Raw genomic sequence first — 16868 nt, 5'->3', positions numbered from 1 at the left:
ACCTCGTCGTGCTCGGTATCGACGCGGCATGGACCGCGACGCGGCCGAGCGGGGTGGCGCTTGCCGTGCGGCGGGCGGGGCGGTGGACGCTATGCGCGGTGGCGCCGTCCTATGCGTACTTCCTTGCGCTCGCGCGCGGCGAAATGCTCGATGGTGCGCCGATGGGGGCGGTGCCGGATGTGGTGGCGCTGCTCGATGCGGCACGCGCGCTGGCGGGTGCGCCCGTTGGGCTGGTCGCGATCGACATGCCGCTGGCGCTCACGCCGATCGTCGCGCGGCGGCCGTCCGACAATGCGATCGCACGGGCGTTCGGCGCGTGGCATTGCGCGACGCATTCGCCGAGCGCGGAGCGGCCGGGGGCGCTGAGCGACGCGTTGCGTGCCGGCTTCGCCGCGGCGGGCTATCCGTTGCGGACGCGCGATGCGCAGGCGGGCGGGCTGATCGAGGTCTATCCGCATCCGGCGCTGGTGCGCCTTGCGGGCGGCAGCCGGCGCTTGCCGTACAAGGCCGGCAACAGCGCCAAATATTGGCCGGGTGCGCCGCTCGCGGTGCGGCGCGGGCTGCTCCATGCCGAATGGCGGCGGATCGCGGCGTTGCTCGCGACGCGGTTCGACGCGGTTGCCGATCACCTGCCGCCGCTCGCCGATCATCCCTCGGGCATCGCCGCGAAGGCGCATGAGGACATGCTCGACGCGATCGTCTGCGCCTGGGTCGGCGTCACCGCGCTGGAAGGCGCGGCGGACGCCTATGGCGACGACGATTCGGCGATCTGGGTGCCGCGGGCGTTACCACGAATCGGGCCGGAGATCGAGCCGGGAACCGGGGCGCGTGCGACCGGTTGAACGCGGCATGCCGACGCTCGACCCCCGCTCCACCGCCCTCATCCTCATCGACCTGCAGGCCGGCATCGTCGCCGGCGACAAGGGGCCGCACGGCGCCGACGCCGTCGTCGCCGCGGGCAAGACGCTCGCCGCACGCTTCCGTGCGCAGGGCGCGCCGGTGGTGCTGGTCCATGTCGGGTTCACCCCCGAGACGATGCCCAGCCTGAACGTCGATCAGCCGCGTCTGCCCGCGGAGGGGACGCCGCCGGGGTTCAGCGAGCTGGTCGACGGGTTGCGGCAGTACGGCGACGTCGTCGTGCTCAAGCACCATTGGGGGGCGTTCACCGGCACCGATCTCGACCTGCAACTGCGTCGCCGCGGCGTGAAGACGGTGGTGATCGCCGGCATCGCGACCAATTTCGGGGTGGAATCGACTGCGCGGGCGGCGTGGGAGCTGTCTTATGACGTGGTGATCGTCGAGGATGCGTGCACCTCGCGCTCCGCCGAGCTGCATGATTTCGCGATCCGTCACATCCTGCCGCAGATCGCGCGGGTGGTGACGGTGGAGACGGTCACGTTGGGGTGAGGGCTTGAACGATCCCGTCTGCCGAAGGTAGCAACCTCTGCCCGACCAGACCCTTCACCCCGGACGCGCTACCGATCCGCAGATGTGCGGTTCCGCCTCAAGCCGCTCCTCGCCGCAGAGGGGACCCCGGAACGGGTCCGGGGTGACGGGGTGGGTGGGATGACGGTCTGAACCTCACCCCGCTTCGGCGATCAGCTTGGCCGCGGCAGCGCTGTTCCAGTCGTTGCCGCCGTTCCAGCGCCACACTTCCTTGCCCGCCGAATCGAACAGGATCGTCGTAGGCAGATTCGCACTCCAGCCCGAGGCGAGCGCCATCTTGTCGTCGAGGTAGGGCGTCAGCGTCGGCGCGCCATGCTCCTTCAGGAACGCCGGCACCTCCGCGGCCGCACCGGTGTCCTGACTGATCGCGGCGACGCGGATATTGCCGCTCTTCGCCAGCGCTTCGAGCGTCGGCAGCTCGGCGACGCACGGTCCGCACCAGGTTGCCCAAAGGTTTACCAGCACCGGCTTGCCTTTGAACGCCGCCAGCGTCGTCGCTTTGCCGGTCGCGTCCTTGAAGCCGGTGGCGGGCGCGGCCTCGCCCTTGTGGCTGCGATCGAGGCCGATCTGCGCGGTCGCGGCGGCCCCGGTCGCCTCGTCCGGAGACGCTGCGCTCACGTTCGCTTGCGCGTTTGCTTGCTCGGGGGGCGTGCTTTGCCTATCGCAGCCCGCGGCGGTGAGCGCCAGGAGACAGACGATCGCGACGCGCGCGGAAGAGGCCAAGAGCATGAGCGGTTCCAATTCGATGTGGGGCGGCAGGTTCGCCGAAGGCCCGGCGGCGGTGATGCGTGAGATTAACGCATCGATCCCGTTCGACAAGCGGATGTGGCGACAGGATATCGCCGGATCGAAGGCGCATGTCGCGATGCTCGCGCAGCAGGGCATCGTCTCGGCCGCGGACGCCGCGACGATCGATGCCGGGCTCGACGCGGTCGCCGCCGATTATGCGGCGAACGGCGTGCCCGAGGATCTGGCGCTCGAAGACATCCATATGCTGACCGAGGCGAAGCTGGCGGACCGCATCGGCCCGGTCGCGGGCCGGCTGCACACCGCGCGCTCGCGCAACGACCAAGTCGCGACCGATTTCCGGCTTTGGGTGCGCGATGCGATCGATCAGGTGCTCGCCGCGCTCGACGCGCTGACGCAGGCGTTGCTGACCCGCGCCAAGGAGCATGCCGATGCGGTGATGCCCGGCTTCACGCATCTGCAATCGGCGCAACCGGTGACGCTCGGCCACCATCTGATGGCCTATGTCGAGATGGTCGCACGCGACATCTCGCGCTTCCGCGACGCGCGGGCGCGGATGAACCTGTGTCCGTTGGGCTCGGCGGCGCTGGCGGGAACGAGCTTCCCGCTCGACCGGCAGATGACCGCGGCGGCCTTGGGCTTCGACGGCCCGACGCGCAACAGCCTCGATGCGGTGAGCGACCGCGACTTCGCGATCGATTACCTCACCGCCGCGACGCAGACCGCGCTGCACCTGTCGCGGCTCGCCGAGGAATTCGTGCTGTGGGCGTCGCAGCCGTTCGGCTTCGTCGCTTTGTCCGACCAATGGTCGACAGGCAGCTCGATCATGCCGCAGAAGCGCAACCCCGATGCCGCCGAGCTGGTGCGCGGCCACGCCGGGCGCATCCTCGGCTGCCAGACCGCGCTGATGGTGACGATGAAGGGCCTGCCGCTCGCCTATTCGAAGGACATGCAGGACGACAAGCCGCCGGTGTTCGAGGCGCACGACCTGCTCGGCCTGTCGATCGCGGCGATGACCGGCATGATCGAGAGCGCGACCTTCCGCACCGACCGGATGCGCGGGCTGGCCGAGAGCGGCTTCGCCACCGCGACCGATTTCGCCGACTGGCTGGTGCGCGAGGCCGGCCTGCCGTTCCGCGAGGCGCATCACGTCACCGGCCGCGCGGTCAAACGCGCCGAGGAACTGGGAGTGCGGCTCGACGAACTGCCCTATGCCGAATTCCAGGCGATCGACGCGCGGGTGAACGAGAGCCTGTACGACGTGCTGTCGGTCGATGCCTCGGTCGCCAGCCGGACCAGCTTCGGTGGTACCGCGCCCGCCAACGTGCGCGCCGCGATCGCGGCTGCGCGGGAGAGCCTGTCATGAAGCGCCTGATCCCCCTCGCACTGGTGCTGGCGCTCGCCGGCTGCGGCGCCGCCAAACAATTGCAGCCCGCACCGGGCGCGTCGTTGCCGCCTGCGCCCTATGGCGCCAAGGCGACGCCCACCCCGGCGCAATTGCTCACTCCGACGACGCAGCAGCGACCGCAGCGCAGCGACGAGTTGCTCAGCAACTCCGAACAGCGGCGCAGCGACGATTTCGACCTGCCCCCCAATTGATCGCGAGATAGATCAAGGCCCGATGAACCATTTCGATTACCGCGACGGCATTCTCCATTGCGAGGACGTGCCGATGACCCGCATCGCGGACGAGGTCGGCACGCCGGTCTACGTCTATTCGACCGCGACCTTCCGCCGCCATGCGCAGGTGTTCCGCGACGGGTTGAAGGACCTCGGCCGCGTCCACCTCGCTTATGCGATCAAGGCCAACCCCAATGTCGCGGTGCTGCGCGTCCTTGCCGAGGAAGGCTATGGCGCCGACGTCGTCTCGGGCGGCGAGATGGCGCGCGCGCTGGCGGCGGGCATCCCGGCGGCGGACATCGTCTTCTCGGGCGTCGGCAAGACCCGCGCCGAACTGTCGCGCGGGCTCGACGAGGGGATCGGCCAGTTCAACCTCGAACTGGAGGAAGAGGGCGTCGTCCTCGCGCAGATCGCGCACGCCAAGGGCAAAAGCGCGCCCGCGGTGCTCCGCGTCAATCCCGACGTCGACGCCGGCACGCACGCCAAGATCTCGACCGGGCGCGCCGAGAACAAGTTCGGCGTGCCGATCGATCGGGCGCCGGCGATGTTCGACCGGCTCGCGCCCCTGGACGGCATCGACCTGCGCGGCGTCGCCTGCCACATCGGCAGCCAGCTCGCCGATCTCTCGCGGCTGGAAGAGGCGTATCGCCGGATCGGGCAGCTCGTCGCGGACCTGCGTGCCGCCGGCCACACGATCACTCGCGTCGATCTCGGCGGCGGCCTCGGGGTCCCGTACAAGGCGGGCGATGTGCTGCCGAGCCCGGCCGATTACGGCGCGATGGTCGCGCGCGTCACCGAGGGCTGGGACGTCGAGCTGATGTTCGAGCCGGGCCGCGTCATCGCCGGCAATGCCGGCGTGCTGCTGACCGAGGTGATCTGGGTCAAGCCGGGCGTCACCAACCCCTATGTCATCGTCGATGCGGCGATGAACGACCTCGCCCGCCCGGCGCTCTACGACGCCTGGCACGATTTCGACGCGGTCGCGCCGAGCGGCGAGCGGATGACGGCCAATATCGCCGGCCCGGTCTGCGAAAGCGGCGACACCTTCGCGATGGGTCGCGACATCGACGCGGTGAAGAGCGGCGACCTCGCGGTGTTCCGCACCGCCGGCGCCTATGGCGCGACGATGGCCTCGACCTACAACAGCCGCGCGCTGGTGCCCGAGGTGCTCGTCGACGGCGACCGCTTCGCGGTGGTCGCCGACCGGATCGCGGCGGAGACGATCCTCGCCGCCGAGCGGGTGCCCGAATGGCTGACGCCGGGACGCGTGGCGCGGTGACGCTGCACAGCCTGCCGCTGTTCGTGCGGCTGGTGGGCCGCCCGGTGATCCTGCTCGGCAGCGGCGAGCCCGCCGACGCCAAGCGCCGGCTGCTCGAACGTGCCGGCGCCGTCATCGTCGGCGAGGAGGCTGCGGCGGCGCTCGCGGTGGTCGCGATCGAGGACGAGGGCGAGGCGCTGGCAGCGGTGGCGCGGCTCAAGGCGCGCGGGCTGCTGGTCAATGCGGTCGACCGGCCCGACCATTGCGACTTCACCACGCCGGCGATCGTCGATCGCGCGCCGGTGCTGATCGCGATCGGCACCGGCGGCGTGTCGGCGGGGCTGGCGGCGGCGCTGCGCCAGCGGCTCGAGGCGCTGCTGCCGGCGGGCCTCGGCGCGTTGGCGGACCGGTTGCAGGCGGCGCGGCCGGCGCTGCGCCGGCGCTACCCCGACGGCGGCGAGCGGCGCCGGGCGCTGGGGGCGGCGATGGCGGCGGGCGGCGCGCTCGATCCGCTGGCCGGAGGGGGCGATGTCGAGCGCTGGCTCGCCGCCGACCAGGTGCGCGCCACCGGCCATGTCCGCATCGTGCTGACCTCCACCGATCCCGACGACCTGACGCTGCGGCAGGCGCGCGCGCTCGCCAACGCCGATCGCGTGCTCCACCACCCCGGCGTTCCCGCGGCGATCCTCGATCGCGCGCGGGCCGATGCGGCACGGGAACCGTGGCGCTCCGACACGGCGTCGGACGGCCTCACCGTCGAGCTGGTGATGGCATGAGCGGGTTCGGCTATCGCATCACCGACGGCAAGGTCGAGCGGGTCGCGGTCAAGGCGGCGCTGTCCTGTACCGCCGACTTCGTCTGGGTGCATCTGACCAGCAACGAGGCGGAGGCACAGGCGTGGCTGCACGATACGGCGGGGCTCGACGATTATGTCGTCGATGCGCTCACCGCGAGCGAAACGCGGCCGCGCTGCGAGGCGTTCGCCGATGGCGCGTTGCTCAACCTGCGCGGCCGCTCGACCGAGGAGGTCACCTCCGGCGATGCGCTCGCCTCGGTGCGGATCTGGGCGATCAAGGGCCGGGTCTATTCGGTGACGCGCCGCGCGCTGATCGGCATCGCCGAGGTCGAGAAGGAGGTCGAGGCCGGTGAGATCGTCGACCCCGGCGACTTCATCGCCGCGGTGTCGACCGCGATCACCAGCGATCTCGACCCGCATGTCGCCGATCTCGGCGACGAACTCGACGATTGCGAGGAGCGGCTCGACGCGAACCGCGTCTTCGACCTGCGCCGTACCGTCACCCGCGTCCGCGTCGCCGCGATCGGCTATCGCCGGTTCCTCAGCCCGCAGCGCGCCGCGCTGGAGAAGCTGGCGACGCTGCCCGGCGCGTGGCTCGCGGAGGACGACCGCCGCCATCTCGCCGCCGCCGCCGATCGCGCCGCGCGCATGGCCGAGGAGCTCGAATCGATCCGCGAGCGCGCCTCGCTGATGCACGAGGCGCTGACCGACCTCAGGAGCGAGCAGATCGACGGTCGCTCGCTGGTCATCTCGATCATCGCGATGATCTTCCTGCCGTTGACCTTCATCACCGGCGTCTACGGGATGAACGTCGCCGATCTGCCCTATGCGCAAAAGCCCTGGGCGTTCGACGCGATCATGGGGCTCTGCGCGGCGATCGCGGTGCTGGTGCTCGGCTATTTCTCGCGCCGGCACTGGTTCCAGAAATAGTCTGTCACCACGGGCTCCTTCGAGCATCCTGCGAAAAGCCCGATGTACCCCGGCGAAGGCCGGGGTCCAGTTGGGAAGGCCGTGGTAAGTCATCCCAAAGCTTCACCAAACTGGGCCCCGGCCTTCGCCGGGGTACAGCTCTGGTGTGCAACATACGACTTTCACCGAGATCTCGACTCAATCCGGGTCCACCGCAAGAGAGCGATTTCGCCTCAAGCCTTTCTCCTCGCCGCGGAGTAGACCCCGGAACGAGTCCGGGGTGACGATACCTTGGCGGGCGTGATCGCACCTCTTTGTCGCACCGTCCCTGGAAGGGGAGGAGCTTAGCTTACGCCGCGCGCGCGGTGCGCCAGGCTTCGGCGATCTCGCTGAGGCTGCTCGCCGCTTCACGGAACGGGGTGGGGTCGTAGCCGACCGAGGCGTGGATCACCGTCTGCCGGATGCCCGCGTACAGCCGCGCCAGCGTGGTCGACACCTCGCCGCCGCGCTCGAAATCGAGGCCCGATTCGAGTGCGAACAGGATCGCGGTCGCGCGGGTCACGCGCTCGCTCTTGGTGCGCAGCTGGTTGTGCTCGACCGCCCAGGCCGCCGCGCGCAGCGCCGACACCAGTTCCTCGTACAGCAATTGCACGAGGCCGGGGCCTTGCGCATCGGCGGTACGGCCGACGACGTCGATCTGGCGATAGGTGGCGTAGGGATCGCCCCGAAGTGTGGTCGCGTAGGCCATTACTTGTCCGAATTCCAAGCCTTGATCTGGTTTTCGAGGAACGTCTGGGTCGATTTGTAGGCGGCGACTTTGCTGTTCATCGTCGAGAATTGCTGCGTCAGCCGGGTCGACATCGCATCCGACAGCGTCGTGATCTTCGCCTGTTCGTCGGTCAGCGCGCCCTGCGCCTTGGTGTAGCGCGCGGTCGATGCGCCCAGCCCGGTGATGCTGCTCGCCGCCGCCAGCGAGATGCCGCTCAACGTGCTCGCCAGGCCCAGCGCATTGCCCGAGGTCGTCGCGAACATCGCCTCGACCTCGTCGGGATAGGCCGCCATGGCCTTGTTCAGCGTCGCGGTGTTGACGCTCAGCGTGCCGTCGCGGTTGGTCGAGACGCCGAGCTGCGCGAGCGTCGTGGGCGCATTGCCGTTGCCGGTGGATACCAGCGACTTGGTGGTCAGCGACTGGAGCGAGCGCAGCAGCGTCTTGGCGGCGGTATCCTGTTTGAGGTCGCCGGTGCCCGCGTCGGTCACGCCCTTCGCGCTCGCAAAGACTTGGTTGTAGGTGTCGACGAAATCGCTGACCGCCTGCGCGATCGCGCTGGTCGGGCGGGTGCTCGACAGCGCCACCGGGCCGTTCGACACCGCGTTGAGCTGCAGCTTCACGCCGCTGACGAGGTCGGTGACGGTGTTGCTGCTGCGCTGCACGTCGACGCCGTCGACGGTCAGCCTGGCGTTGGCGGCGGTGCCGGTCAGCGTCGTCGCGGCGCCGGGTGCGACGTTGAACTGGCTGAGCTTGCTGTTGGCATCGTCGGCCTGGAGCGTGAACGCCTGGTTGGTCCCGGTGGTCCCCTTCAGCGACAGCACCGCCTTGCCGTCGGCATCGGTGATGACGCTGGCGGTGACGCCCGCCTTGGCCGCGTTGATCGCGCTGGCGATGCCGTCGAGGCTGCCGTCGGTGACGTTGATCGACACCGCCGACCCGCTGGTCGCGGTGAAATCGGTCATCGCGGTGCCGGCGGCATTGTAGGTCGCGGTGCCGAGCTTGAGCGTCAGCGTACCGGTAGCGATCGTCGCGCTGCGGTCGGCGACCGCGGCGGAGCGCGCACCCTGCGCCGAGGCGAGCGCGGTGACGGTGATGCTGGAGCTGAGGTTGCCGACCTTGCCGCCGCTGATCGCGGTAGCGCCGAGTGCGGTCGGATTGGAACTGACCGGCTGCGTCTGCAACGTGCCGTTGCCGCTCAGCGAGCCGAGCGCGGTCGAGAAATTGGCGATCGTGCTCTTGAGGGTGCTCGCCGCCGAGATCTGCGCGGTGAGCGCGGTGTTGCGGCTGGCGATCGCGGCGTTCTTGGCGGCGAATTGCGCCTGCACCAGCGCCGTCACCAGCGAGCCCGTATCGACGCCCGATCCGGTGTTGAGCGAGGTCAGCACCTGCTGCGCGGCATTCTTGGTGACGCCCGCGCCGGTGGTCGCCGCCGGGGTGGGCGTCGGCGTCGGCGTGCTGGTCGTGGCAGTCGTGGTGGTCATCGTCGCACTCCGCGCTTCATTCCTGTTAACGACCGCAGCCGCCGGGATTTTAGGGTTTCCTTGGCGCTATCTTGATGCCGTGTTCGTCGAAGCGGGCGCCTTCGGGCACGTCGATCGGCGGCTGGACGACGCCGCCCGCCGCGGCGTTGACGTTGAAGACGAAGGCGAGGACGGTGGCGATCGCGACGTACAAATCGTCGCGTACTTCCTGCCCTTCGCGGCTGGTGTAATAGACCGCGCGGGCGAGCAGCGGATATTCGAGCACCGGCACGCGCATTTCGCCCGCCGCTTCGCGGATCGCCAGCGCGATCGCGCCGCGGCCCTTGGCGACGACCACCGGCACCTGGTCCTGCCCGCGATCGTAGCGCAGCGCGACCGCGAAATGGGTCGGATTGGTCAGCACGACATGCGCCTCCGCCACCGCCTTGCGCACGCCGCCGGTCGCCATCGCGCGCTGCATCGCGCGCTGATGCCCCTTCGCCTCCGGCGAGCCCTCGGTTTCCTTATGCTCGTCGCGCACTTCCTGTTTGGTCATGCGCAGCTTGCTCAGCAGCTGCATGATCTGCACCGGCACGTCGAACAGCGCGATCGCGAACAGGCCGCCGGCCATCGCGATCATGATGCCGGTGAAGGTGCCGCCCAGCTCGCTCACCGCATCGCCGAGACTCGACGAGGTGAGGCCGAGCGTCGCCCGGCTCGATTTCCACAGCATATAGCCGCCGATCACGCTGAGCAGCACGACCTTGAGCAGCGACTTGCCGAGCTCGATCCACCCCTGCGGCCCGATGATCCGCTTGAGGCCGGAGGCGGGGTTGATGCGATTGCCCTTGAAGGCCATCAGCTTGTTGTTCCAGGTCAGCGAGCCGAGGCCCGCCGAGCTGACGATCGTCGCGATCACGCTGACCGCGAACAAGGTGATGAGCGAGGGCAACAGCTTGAGCCCCGCCTCCTGCAACGGCCGCCACGGCGAGAAATCCTCGACGTCGGCTCGGTCGAACTGGAAGCTCGCCGCCATCACCGCCTTGCAGGCGGCGAGCAGCGAGGGGCCGGCGAAGATCAGCCAGGCGACGCCCGCCATCACCACCAGCGCGGTGGCGAAATCCTTCGACTTGAGGATGTTGCCGTCTTCGGCCGCCTTTTGCTTGCGCTTGGCGGTTGGGGCTTCCGTCTTGTCGCCACCCTCCGACATCAGCCGTTCACCAGCGCTTGCGTCGCGGCGAGGCCCTCGCGGACGATGACGAGCATATAATCGCCCATCGCCGGGAAGGCGACGGCGAGCGCGATCACGCCGACCGCGAGGCTGGCGGGCATGCCGACCGAGAACAGGTTGAGCGCCGGCGCGGCACGGCTGACCATGCCGACGATGATGTTGAGGCAGAGCAGCAGGAAGCCGACCGGCAGCGCGAGCAGCAGCCCGGCCAGGAAGGCATAGCCGCCGAAAAACGCGATCTGCTTGAGCCGGTCGGGCGCGATCCAGGTGCCCGGCGGCATCGTCTCATAGCTCTTCACCAGCAGTTCGACGAGGACGAGATGGCCGTCGACGGACAGGAACAGCAAGGTCAGCATCACGCTGAAGAACTGGCCGAGTGCCGGCGTCGAACGGCCGTTCTGCGGATCGACCGACGAGGCGAAGCCGATCCCCATCGAACCGCCGATGATCTCCGACGCGATCATCGGCGCGGCAAAGGCGATCTGGAGGATGAAGCCGATCGCCGAGCCGACCAGAGCCTCGGCGAAGATCGCGAGGAAGGTCGCGACCGCGAAGATCTGCGCGGGCGGCACGATCGGGTGGACGGCGAGCACGAAGATGCCGATCGCGCCGGACAGGCCGACGCGCACCGGCAAGGGGATCGCCACCGCGCCAAATACCGGCGCGACGATGAACGCCGCCCCGATCCGCACCATGACGAACATCAACGCCCAGAGTTTGGGCTCGATCGCGAGGCCGAAGCCGAGCATCGACCTACTTCACCAGATCCGGAATGCGCTCGAACATGCCGACGGTGAAATCGGTGAGCAGGCCGAGGATCAGGCTGCCGAAGATCATGATCGAGAAAGCGACGACGAGCAGCTTGGGCACGAAGCTCAACGTCTGTTCGTTGATCGACGTCGCCGCCTGGATCATGCCGAGGATCAGCCCGGCGAGCAGCGCCGGGATCAGGATCGGCGCGCTGGCCAGCGCCAGCACCCACATCGTCTGGTTGGCGACGGTGAGGAAATAATCTGCGTCCATGGCTGCGCTCCTCAGGTCGCGAACGAATTGGCGAGACTGCCCATCGTCAACGCCCAGCCGTCGACGAGCACGAACAGCAGCAATTTGAACGGCAGCGAGATGATCGTCGGCGACAGCATCGCCATGCCGAGCGCCATCAGCACCGTCGCGACGACAAGGTCGATGACGATGAACGGCAGGAACATCAGGAAGCCGATCTGGAACGCTGTCTTCAGCTCCGAGGTGACGAAGGCGGGGAGCAGCACGGCGAAGGGAATGTCGGTGGGCGAGGCATAGGGGCCAGATTTCGCCATGTCGGCGAACATCGTGACGTCCTTGATCCGCGTCTGCTTGACCATGAAGGCGTGGAGCGGTGCGCCGGCGCGTTCGATCATCTGCGTGCCGGCGAGCTGGCCGGCGGCATAAGGCTGGATCGCCTGCGTGTTCATCTGGCTGATCGTCGGTGCCATGATGAACAGCGACAGGAACAGGGCGAGCCCGATCAGCACCTGATTGGGCGGCGTCTGTTGCAGCCCCAGCGCCTGGCGCAGCACCGCGAGGACGATGACGATGCGGGTGAAGCTGGTCATCATCAGCAGGATGCCGGGCAGGATCGTCAGCAGGCCCATGATGATGAGGACCTGGAGCGACAGCGACAGCGGCGCCGACTGCGTACCGCCCGAGGCGGCGCCCGAACTCAATTGCCCCAGCGCGCGGTCGACCGCGTCGCCGACACCGGGCGCCGGCGCGGCGGGTGCGCCTTGCGCGAAGGCGGGCATCGCGATCAGCAGCGCGAGCACGATCGCGAGGATCGCCCACAGCCATTTGTGCGCACGGTCGCGGCCACCGCGGCGCGACGCGCGCGCGGGCCGGATCAGCGCTGGCCCATGGCCGTTGCGGGTGACGGTGATGCTCACTGGTCCACCTTGTCGATCAGCGTGACGCCGCCGCGGCCGACCGAGACGAGCAGCCGCTTGCCTTCGAAATCGAGCACCGCGAGCCGCAGGCCCGGCGAGATCATCATCGTTTCCTTGATCGCGATGAGCCGGTTGGGCGCCTTGCCGGGCATCCGCGTCTCGAGCTTGCGCCAGGCGTAGAGGCAGCCGATCATCAGGCCGCAGACCAGCGGCAGCAGGATGACGAGCTTGAGGATATAGGACCAGAGCATAAGTCTGCCTTCAGCCGCGCGAGGGAGCGGATTTGTCGGGGGTGACCAGTTCGGTCATCCGCACGCCGAAACGGTCGCCGACGGTGACGACCTCGCCGCGGCCGATCAATGTGCCGTTGACGAAGACGTCGAGCAGTTCGTTCGCCTGCCGGTCGAGCTCGATCACGCTCGATTCGCCCAAGGCGAGCAATTCGCGCAGCGTGAGCTGGGTGGAGCCGATCTCCACGGTCAGCTTGACATCGACGTCCTGGAGCAGCCGGAAATTGGCGGCCACCCCCGCATCGAGCGGGAAGCCGCCGGTCATATCGTTCATGCGTCAGGTCCTTCGTCGTCGAATCGGGCAATGGAGGTAAGGCGGACGGCGGCGTGGCCGTTCGAGGTGCCGACGGTGCCCTTGCCCAGGCAGTCGCTGCCGACCATCACCGGCACTTCCGGGCCGAAGCTGATCGGGATCACGTCGCCCGGCTTGAGGTTCATCAGCATCGACAGCGGCACCACCGGCTCGGCGAGCACCGAGCGGATCGGGAAGCGGACGTTCATCGCGGCGCGGGTCAGCGACGTGCGCCAGGCGGGGTCCGCCTCCTGCTTGTCGAGCACCTTGCCGGTCAGCGTCGGCGCGTGCGGCTTGAGCGCGGTCACCGGGTAGAGCAGGTCGATGAACACCGGCTTGTCGTCGCCCGCGGCGAGGCCGAAGCGCGTGACGATCATCGCATCGTCGGTATCGGTGGCGAGCATCGCCGGGTTGATCTCGACCCGCGTCGGGGTGAAGTCCATCCGCGCCAGCGGCTCCCAGGCGGAGCGGAGCGGGCCGGCGATCGCGGCGCCGATCTTGCCGACGATCGCCTCGGCGGCGGGCGAGAATTCGGCCGGCACCACCGCGGGCGCGGCGCCGGTGCCGCCGAAGAACAGGTCGAGCATCTCGAGCACGAACACGCCGTCGAGCACGCACAGGCCGGTCGCGCCCTGCGGCGACATGATCAGCGGCAGCCACGCGGTCAGCCCGTCGGCACGCTCCGTGCGATAGTCGCCGAAACGCTGGACGACGAGCGGCTCGGCCCAGGCGCGCACCTCGCGCCGCAACAGCGGCTCGAACACGCCGCGCAACGCCCGCGCGAGCCGCGCGGACAGATGCTGCAGCGTGTGCAGGTCGCCGAACGGATTGAGCTTGGTCTCGCCGAGCCGCGCCGCATGCGCGGCGGGGCGGCGTTCCCTTGCCCGTCGTTCGGAGGTTTCTGCGGCATTAACCATGGGCTCACTGAACAACGAAATTGGTAAAGTAGACGTTACTGATGCCGCCGAATCCTTCTTTTTGTTCGAGAGTCGTGTTGATCGCCTTGGCGATGCGCTGCTGCATCTGCTGCTTGCCGGCGGAGCTGAACACCTGCTCCTCGGGCGTGTCGCCGAGGGTGAGCAGCACCGCCGAACGGATCGCGATGTCGTTGGTCTTCAGATTTTCGATGACTGTATCGTCATAGGGGGTGGAGACGGCGATGCCGACCTGGATGACGTGCACCGAATCCTGCAGGTTCGAGGTGAACTGCGGGTCCATCGCGTAGTAATTGGAGGCGTATTTGTCGCCGTCGCCGCCCGAGGGCGTGTGCTTGCCGCCGCTCGCCGCCGCCTCGCCGCCATGCCCCTCGCCGCCTTCGCCGCCCGCGGCGGGGCGCTTCTGTTCGGCTTTTGGGATCAGCTTGGGGCCGTGCTCCTCGGGCGCCGCGGCATGGCCGCCGCCGATCAGGCCGCTGCTCGCCGCATAGACGCCCGCGCCGACGCCGCCGCCCACCAGGACGACCAGCGCGACCACCATGATCACGATCTTCTTCATACCGCCCTTCTTCTTCTTGGGGGCGTCTTCGGGTTTGTCGCTCATCGTCTCATATCCTCAGGAAGTCAGGCGACGCGGCCATCGGCGGCGGCGTCGGTTTCGGGGGAGGGCGCCCGGGCCGGCGAGGCCGGCTGGCGCGCGGAGGTCTGGTTCTGGCGCGGCTGTTGTTGGCCGGTCTGCGCCTGATTGGGTTGCGGCTGGCCGCTGGCGGTCTGCGCCGACGCCTGGCCGGAGGGCTGGCCCTGCGACTGGCCCTGTGACTGGGTTTGCGACTGGCCGGTGTTGGTCTGGCCGGCCGGTGCCGCCTCGACGACGGTCTGGCCGATGCGGAGGCCGCGTTCCTCGGCGATCGCGGCGAGGCGGGGCTGGGCATCCTCGATCAGCGTGCGCGTCGTCGCGTCGGCGGCGGCGAAGCGGACGTGGATCGCATCGCCGACCGTCTTCACCGCGATGTCGATCACGCCGAGCGCGTCGGGGACGAGGCGGATGCGCGTGTCGGTGGCATTGGCGGCGTCGCGCAGCGTCTCGATATGGTCGATCATCGCCGCCGGCCAGCCGTTCTGGCGCAGGTCGAGCGTCGGTTGCGGATCCACGACGGCGCTGCTGCCGGCGACGGGCGCGAGCGTGGGCGTCGCGGTCGGCGCCAGCTCGGCCGGCTCGGCGGCGCGGCGCTCGTCGGCACCGGCGGCGGCGTGGATCGCGGCACCGAACACCTGCGAGGCCGGTGCGGTCGTTCCCGCGGGCGCCTGCGGCAACGCCGCCGCCTGCGGCCGCAACGCGACCGTCTGGCGCGTCGTGCCGCCGACCTCCCGCACGAACGCGCGCGGCTGCGGCACCGGGGTGGCGGGCGCGGGGGCGGCGATCACGGGCGCGGCGGCGACCGCGACCGGCGCTACCGCCGCGATGACGGGGGGTGTGGCGGGGGCAGGCGCTGTCACGGTTGCGGGCATCGGCGCGGCGACCGCCGGCTGCGTAGCGGGGGTGACCGGTGTGGCCTCTGCCGGTGTGGTCGCGGTGGGGACCGGCACGGCGATGGTGATCGGCTGCGGCGCGCTCGCGGGGGCGGGGGCCGGTGCGAGCGGCGCATCGGCGGCCGCGACTGCCGGACGATCGCCGATGACGGCAGGCGGGGCCCGGTCCAGCACTGGCGGCGGGACAGGCGCGGCAGATGGCGCGGAGACGATCGGCGTCGTCGTCTGGCGCTGCGCCGAGCGGACCCGCGTTGTCGCCGGACCGGCGCTTGCGTTGCTGACGGGCTGCGATCGGGCGATCTGCACCGGCGCGGCGGCGGTGGCGACCGCCTCGGCCACGACCGGCGCGGCCGCTGCGGGCGCCGCGGGCATCGGAGGCTGTGCGGTATCGGCGATGCGCGGCGCGACCGGAGCGGCGTCGTCCGATGGCTTCGGCGTGGCCGGCGAGGGCTGGAATTGGTCCGGCAGGAGCGTCGGCGCGGCGGGCGTCCGTGCGACCGCCGGCGGCGTCCGTGCGACCGCCGGCGGCGTCGGTTCGGGCGCGCGCGCCGGCGTGGTCACGGCCGCGGAAGCATCCGCTCGCGGTGGCTGTGTGGCGGTCGGTGCCGTGGGCTGCGCCACCGACGGCGGAGCGATCGGGGCGGGAACCGCCGTCTTGGTGGCCACCGCGACGTGACGGACCTGTTGCGGCTGTTCCGAGACGACCGGCGTCGGCGTGGGCGCCGGCGTCGGGGCGGCCTGGGCGATCACCGCGGCGTACGGTTGCGGCAACGCCGGCGTGTCGATGGCTACCGGGACGGCGGCCTCGTCGCTCTGATCGCTGGGGGTGACGGGTGCCTCGTCTTGTTGGAACGACGCTGGCATGGCGGGATCGGCTACACGCGGTGTGGCCGTGCGTGTGCCGCGCACCGGCGCCTCGGCCTTGCCGGCGGCGCGTTTCGTCGGCGCATCGGGTGTGACGACGACGGCATCTGCGACCGACGCGGTTTGCGGGGCGTCGCCGGCTTGCGAAGCGATCGATGTCGCCGCCGGAACGGTTGCGACCACCGGTGCCGGATCGGGCGACGGTGCGGCAGCCGGCGTCGCCCGACGTTCGACGGTCTTGGCGGCAGGACGTGCGGCCGCGTCGGACTGCTGTGACGTGATCTCGGGCGTTGCCGGCGCCGCCGGTGCGGCTGCGACCGGCAGCGGATCAGCGGTCGCGACGTCCGTAGCGGGCACCGTCGCCGCAAGCGCCACCACCGAAGCGGAGTTGCTCGCCACCGGCCGGAAGCTGCGCGGCGTCGCCACCGCCACCGGCACCGCCTCTGCCACCGGCATCGCGGCGAGCGCCGGCGGCACGTCGAGCGGCGCGGGTACGGGAATGTCGACCGCCGCCAGCCACGCGAGCGCGGGATCGACCCGCGCCGTCACCGTGGCAGTCGGCAGCGGCATGCCGGGAGCGGCAAGGCCTTGCCGGCCGATGTCGATCGGCGTGATGGGTGCGGTCATGGCCGCGGGGGTGGCAGCCGGCGGGGCGGCAGCAAGGGGCACCACATCCGCCTCGCCGCCCACCGCCAGCATCGACAGCGCGAACATCTCGCCGCCGGCCGGCGACGCGCCCTTGCCCGGCAGGCCGGGGGCGATCGTGGCGACGGCAGTGGCGGGAGTGATCATCGGGGCAATC

The 16868-nt window shown here is 70.0% G+C and carries 19 protein-coding genes; 7 read left to right on the top strand and 12 right to left on the bottom strand.

The window, feature by feature from the left end; genetic code table 11:
- Positions 1-8 precede the first annotated feature (8 nt).
- Positions 9-842, top strand: coding sequence for a DUF429 domain-containing protein (locus ACLBWH_RS16765; RefSeq protein ID WP_447799975.1), 834 nt, complete (start codon positions 9-11; stop codon positions 840-842).
- 7 nt (positions 843-849) lie between these two features.
- Positions 850-1407, top strand: a complete 558-nt coding sequence (locus ACLBWH_RS16760; protein WP_447800092.1) for a hydrolase — start codon at positions 850-852, stop codon at positions 1405-1407.
- Positions 1408-1581: 174 nt separating this feature from the next.
- Here ACLBWH_RS16760 and ACLBWH_RS16755 read toward each other — a convergent pair whose 3' ends face one another.
- The gene (locus tag ACLBWH_RS16755) at positions 1582-2064 is read right to left on the bottom strand and encodes a TlpA family protein disulfide reductase (protein WP_447799974.1); all 483 of its coding nucleotides are present in this window, start codon (positions 2062-2064) and stop codon (positions 1582-1584) included.
- A 127-nt stretch (positions 2065-2191) separates the two neighbouring features.
- On the opposite strand from ACLBWH_RS16755, the gene argH reads away from it, so the two are divergent.
- The 5 genes from argH to ACLBWH_RS16730 are packed head-to-tail and all read left to right on the top strand — an operon-like array spanning position 2192 to position 6797.
- On the top strand, positions 2192-3559 hold the full coding sequence (gene argH / locus ACLBWH_RS16750) for an argininosuccinate lyase (RefSeq protein ID WP_322848646.1): 1368 nt from the start codon (positions 2192-2194) through the stop codon (positions 3557-3559).
- On the top strand, positions 3556-3792 hold the full coding sequence (locus ACLBWH_RS16745) for a hypothetical protein (RefSeq protein ID WP_322848455.1): 237 nt from the start codon (positions 3556-3558) through the stop codon (positions 3790-3792). Before argH ends, ACLBWH_RS16745 begins: the two co-directional genes overlap by 4 nt.
- A gap of 22 nt (positions 3793-3814) precedes the next feature.
- Positions 3815-5092, top strand: a complete 1278-nt coding sequence (lysA, locus tag ACLBWH_RS16740; RefSeq protein WP_322848456.1) for a diaminopimelate decarboxylase — start codon at positions 3815-3817, stop codon at positions 5090-5092.
- Positions 5062-5847 (top strand): NAD(P)-dependent oxidoreductase, encoded by a 786-nt coding sequence (locus ACLBWH_RS16735; RefSeq protein WP_447799972.1) that lies wholly within the window; start codon positions 5062-5064, stop codon positions 5845-5847. Before lysA ends, ACLBWH_RS16735 begins: the two co-directional genes overlap by 31 nt.
- Complete coding sequence (locus ACLBWH_RS16730) at positions 5844-6797, top strand: zinc transporter ZntB (RefSeq protein ID WP_322848458.1); 954 nt, start codon at positions 5844-5846, stop codon at positions 6795-6797. The genes ACLBWH_RS16735 and ACLBWH_RS16730 overlap by 4 nt, the downstream gene beginning before the upstream one ends.
- A 328-nt stretch (positions 6798-7125) precedes the next feature.
- Here ACLBWH_RS16730 and fliS read toward each other — a convergent pair whose 3' ends face one another.
- Genes fliS through ACLBWH_RS16675 form a run of 11 tightly spaced genes read right to left on the bottom strand, consistent with a single transcriptional unit; the run spans position 7126 to position 16858 of the window.
- On the bottom strand, positions 7126-7524 hold the full coding sequence (gene fliS / locus ACLBWH_RS16725; RefSeq protein ID WP_322848459.1) for a flagellar export chaperone FliS: 399 nt from the start codon (positions 7522-7524) through the stop codon (positions 7126-7128).
- Positions 7524-9026 (bottom strand): flagellar filament capping protein FliD, encoded by a 1503-nt coding sequence (gene fliD, locus ACLBWH_RS16720; protein ID WP_447799970.1) that lies wholly within the window; start codon positions 9024-9026, stop codon positions 7524-7526. The genes fliS and fliD overlap by 1 nt, the downstream gene beginning before the upstream one ends.
- A 49-nt stretch (positions 9027-9075) precedes the next feature.
- The gene (flhB, locus tag ACLBWH_RS16715) at positions 9076-10215 is read right to left on the bottom strand and encodes a flagellar type III secretion system protein FlhB (protein ID WP_447799968.1); all 1140 of its coding nucleotides are present in this window, start codon (positions 10213-10215) and stop codon (positions 9076-9078) included.
- The gene (gene fliR / locus ACLBWH_RS16710; protein ID WP_447799966.1) at positions 10215-10985 is read right to left on the bottom strand and encodes a flagellar biosynthetic protein FliR; all 771 of its coding nucleotides are present in this window, start codon (positions 10983-10985) and stop codon (positions 10215-10217) included. Before fliR ends, flhB begins: the two co-directional genes overlap by 1 nt.
- 4 nt (positions 10986-10989) lie before the next feature.
- Positions 10990-11259: a flagellar biosynthesis protein FliQ gene (fliQ, locus tag ACLBWH_RS16705; RefSeq protein WP_037535176.1), complete on the bottom strand. Its 270-nt coding sequence runs from the start codon at positions 11257-11259 to the stop codon at positions 10990-10992.
- Positions 11260-11270: 11 nt separating this feature from the next.
- Positions 11271-12155: a flagellar type III secretion system pore protein FliP gene (gene fliP, locus ACLBWH_RS16700; RefSeq protein WP_447799964.1), complete on the bottom strand. Its 885-nt coding sequence runs from the start codon at positions 12153-12155 to the stop codon at positions 11271-11273.
- Entirely contained in the window at positions 12152-12406 is a 255-nt protein-coding gene (locus tag ACLBWH_RS16695) for a flagellar biosynthetic protein FliO (protein ID WP_038664023.1), read from the bottom strand. Before ACLBWH_RS16695 ends, fliP begins: the two co-directional genes overlap by 4 nt.
- A 10-nt stretch (positions 12407-12416) precedes the next feature.
- Complete coding sequence (gene fliN / locus ACLBWH_RS16690; RefSeq protein WP_038664020.1) at positions 12417-12719, bottom strand: flagellar motor switch protein FliN; 303 nt, start codon at positions 12717-12719, stop codon at positions 12417-12419.
- Positions 12716-13654 carry a flagellar motor switch protein FliM gene (locus ACLBWH_RS16685; protein WP_322848464.1) on the bottom strand — a complete coding sequence of 313 codons (939 nt, stop codon included), beginning with the start codon at positions 13652-13654 and terminating at the stop codon, positions 12716-12718. Before ACLBWH_RS16685 ends, fliN begins: the two co-directional genes overlap by 4 nt.
- Positions 13655-13658: 4 nt before the next feature.
- Complete coding sequence (locus tag ACLBWH_RS16680) at positions 13659-14276, bottom strand: flagellar basal body-associated FliL family protein (RefSeq protein ID WP_447799963.1); 618 nt, start codon at positions 14274-14276, stop codon at positions 13659-13661.
- Between the two features lie 20 nt (positions 14277-14296).
- A complete protein-coding gene (locus ACLBWH_RS16675; protein WP_447799961.1) occupies positions 14297-16858 on the bottom strand; it encodes a flagellar hook-length control protein FliK in 2562 nt (853 codons plus the stop codon).
- Positions 16859-16868 lie beyond the last annotated feature (10 nt).

The organism is Sphingomonas sp. M6A6_1c (assembly GCF_053345135.1).
This window is presented reverse-complemented; position numbering and strand designations above follow the sequence as displayed.

What these genes read in the sequence shown, in the direction of transcription:
- ACLBWH_RS16760 (WP_447800092.1), top strand. Translation starts at nt 850, where the DNA reads ATGCCGACGCTCGACCCCCGCTCCACCGCCCTCATCCTCATCGACCTG.
- argH (WP_322848646.1), top strand. Translation starts at nt 2,192, where the DNA reads ATGTGGGGCGGCAGGTTCGCCGAAGGCCCGGCGGCGGTGATGCGTGAG.
- ACLBWH_RS16745 (WP_322848455.1), top strand. Translation starts at nt 3,556, where the DNA reads ATGAAGCGCCTGATCCCCCTCGCACTGGTGCTGGCGCTCGCCGGCTGC.
- lysA (WP_322848456.1), top strand. Translation starts at nt 3,815, where the DNA reads ATGAACCATTTCGATTACCGCGACGGCATTCTCCATTGCGAGGACGTG.
- ACLBWH_RS16735 (WP_447799972.1), top strand. Translation starts at nt 5,062, where the DNA reads ATGGCTGACGCCGGGACGCGTGGCGCGGTGACGCTGCACAGCCTGCCG.
- ACLBWH_RS16730 (WP_322848458.1), top strand. Translation starts at nt 5,844, where the DNA reads ATGAGCGGGTTCGGCTATCGCATCACCGACGGCAAGGTCGAGCGGGTC.
- fliS (WP_322848459.1), bottom strand. Translation starts at nt 7,524, where the DNA reads ATGGCCTACGCGACCACACTTCGGGGCGATCCCTACGCCACCTATCGC.
- fliD (WP_447799970.1), bottom strand. Translation starts at nt 9,026, where the DNA reads ATGACCACCACGACTGCCACGACCAGCACGCCGACGCCGACGCCCACC.
- flhB (WP_447799968.1), bottom strand. Translation starts at nt 10,215, where the DNA reads ATGTCGGAGGGTGGCGACAAGACGGAAGCCCCAACCGCCAAGCGCAAG.
- fliR (WP_447799966.1), bottom strand. Translation starts at nt 10,985, where the DNA reads ATGCTCGGCTTCGGCCTCGCGATCGAGCCCAAACTCTGGGCGTTGATG.
- fliQ (WP_037535176.1), bottom strand. Translation starts at nt 11,259, where the DNA reads ATGGACGCAGATTATTTCCTCACCGTCGCCAACCAGACGATGTGGGTG.
- ACLBWH_RS16695 (WP_038664023.1), bottom strand. Translation starts at nt 12,406, where the DNA reads ATGCTCTGGTCCTATATCCTCAAGCTCGTCATCCTGCTGCCGCTGGTC.
- fliN (WP_038664020.1), bottom strand. Translation starts at nt 12,719, where the DNA reads ATGAACGATATGACCGGCGGCTTCCCGCTCGATGCGGGGGTGGCCGCC.
- ACLBWH_RS16685 (WP_322848464.1), bottom strand. Translation starts at nt 13,654, where the DNA reads ATGGTTAATGCCGCAGAAACCTCCGAACGACGGGCAAGGGAACGCCGC.
- ACLBWH_RS16680 (WP_447799963.1), bottom strand. Translation starts at nt 14,276, where the DNA reads ATGAGCGACAAACCCGAAGACGCCCCCAAGAAGAAGAAGGGCGGTATG.
- ACLBWH_RS16675 (WP_447799961.1), bottom strand. Translation starts at nt 16,858, where the DNA reads ATGATCACTCCCGCCACTGCCGTCGCCACGATCGCCCCCGGCCTGCCG.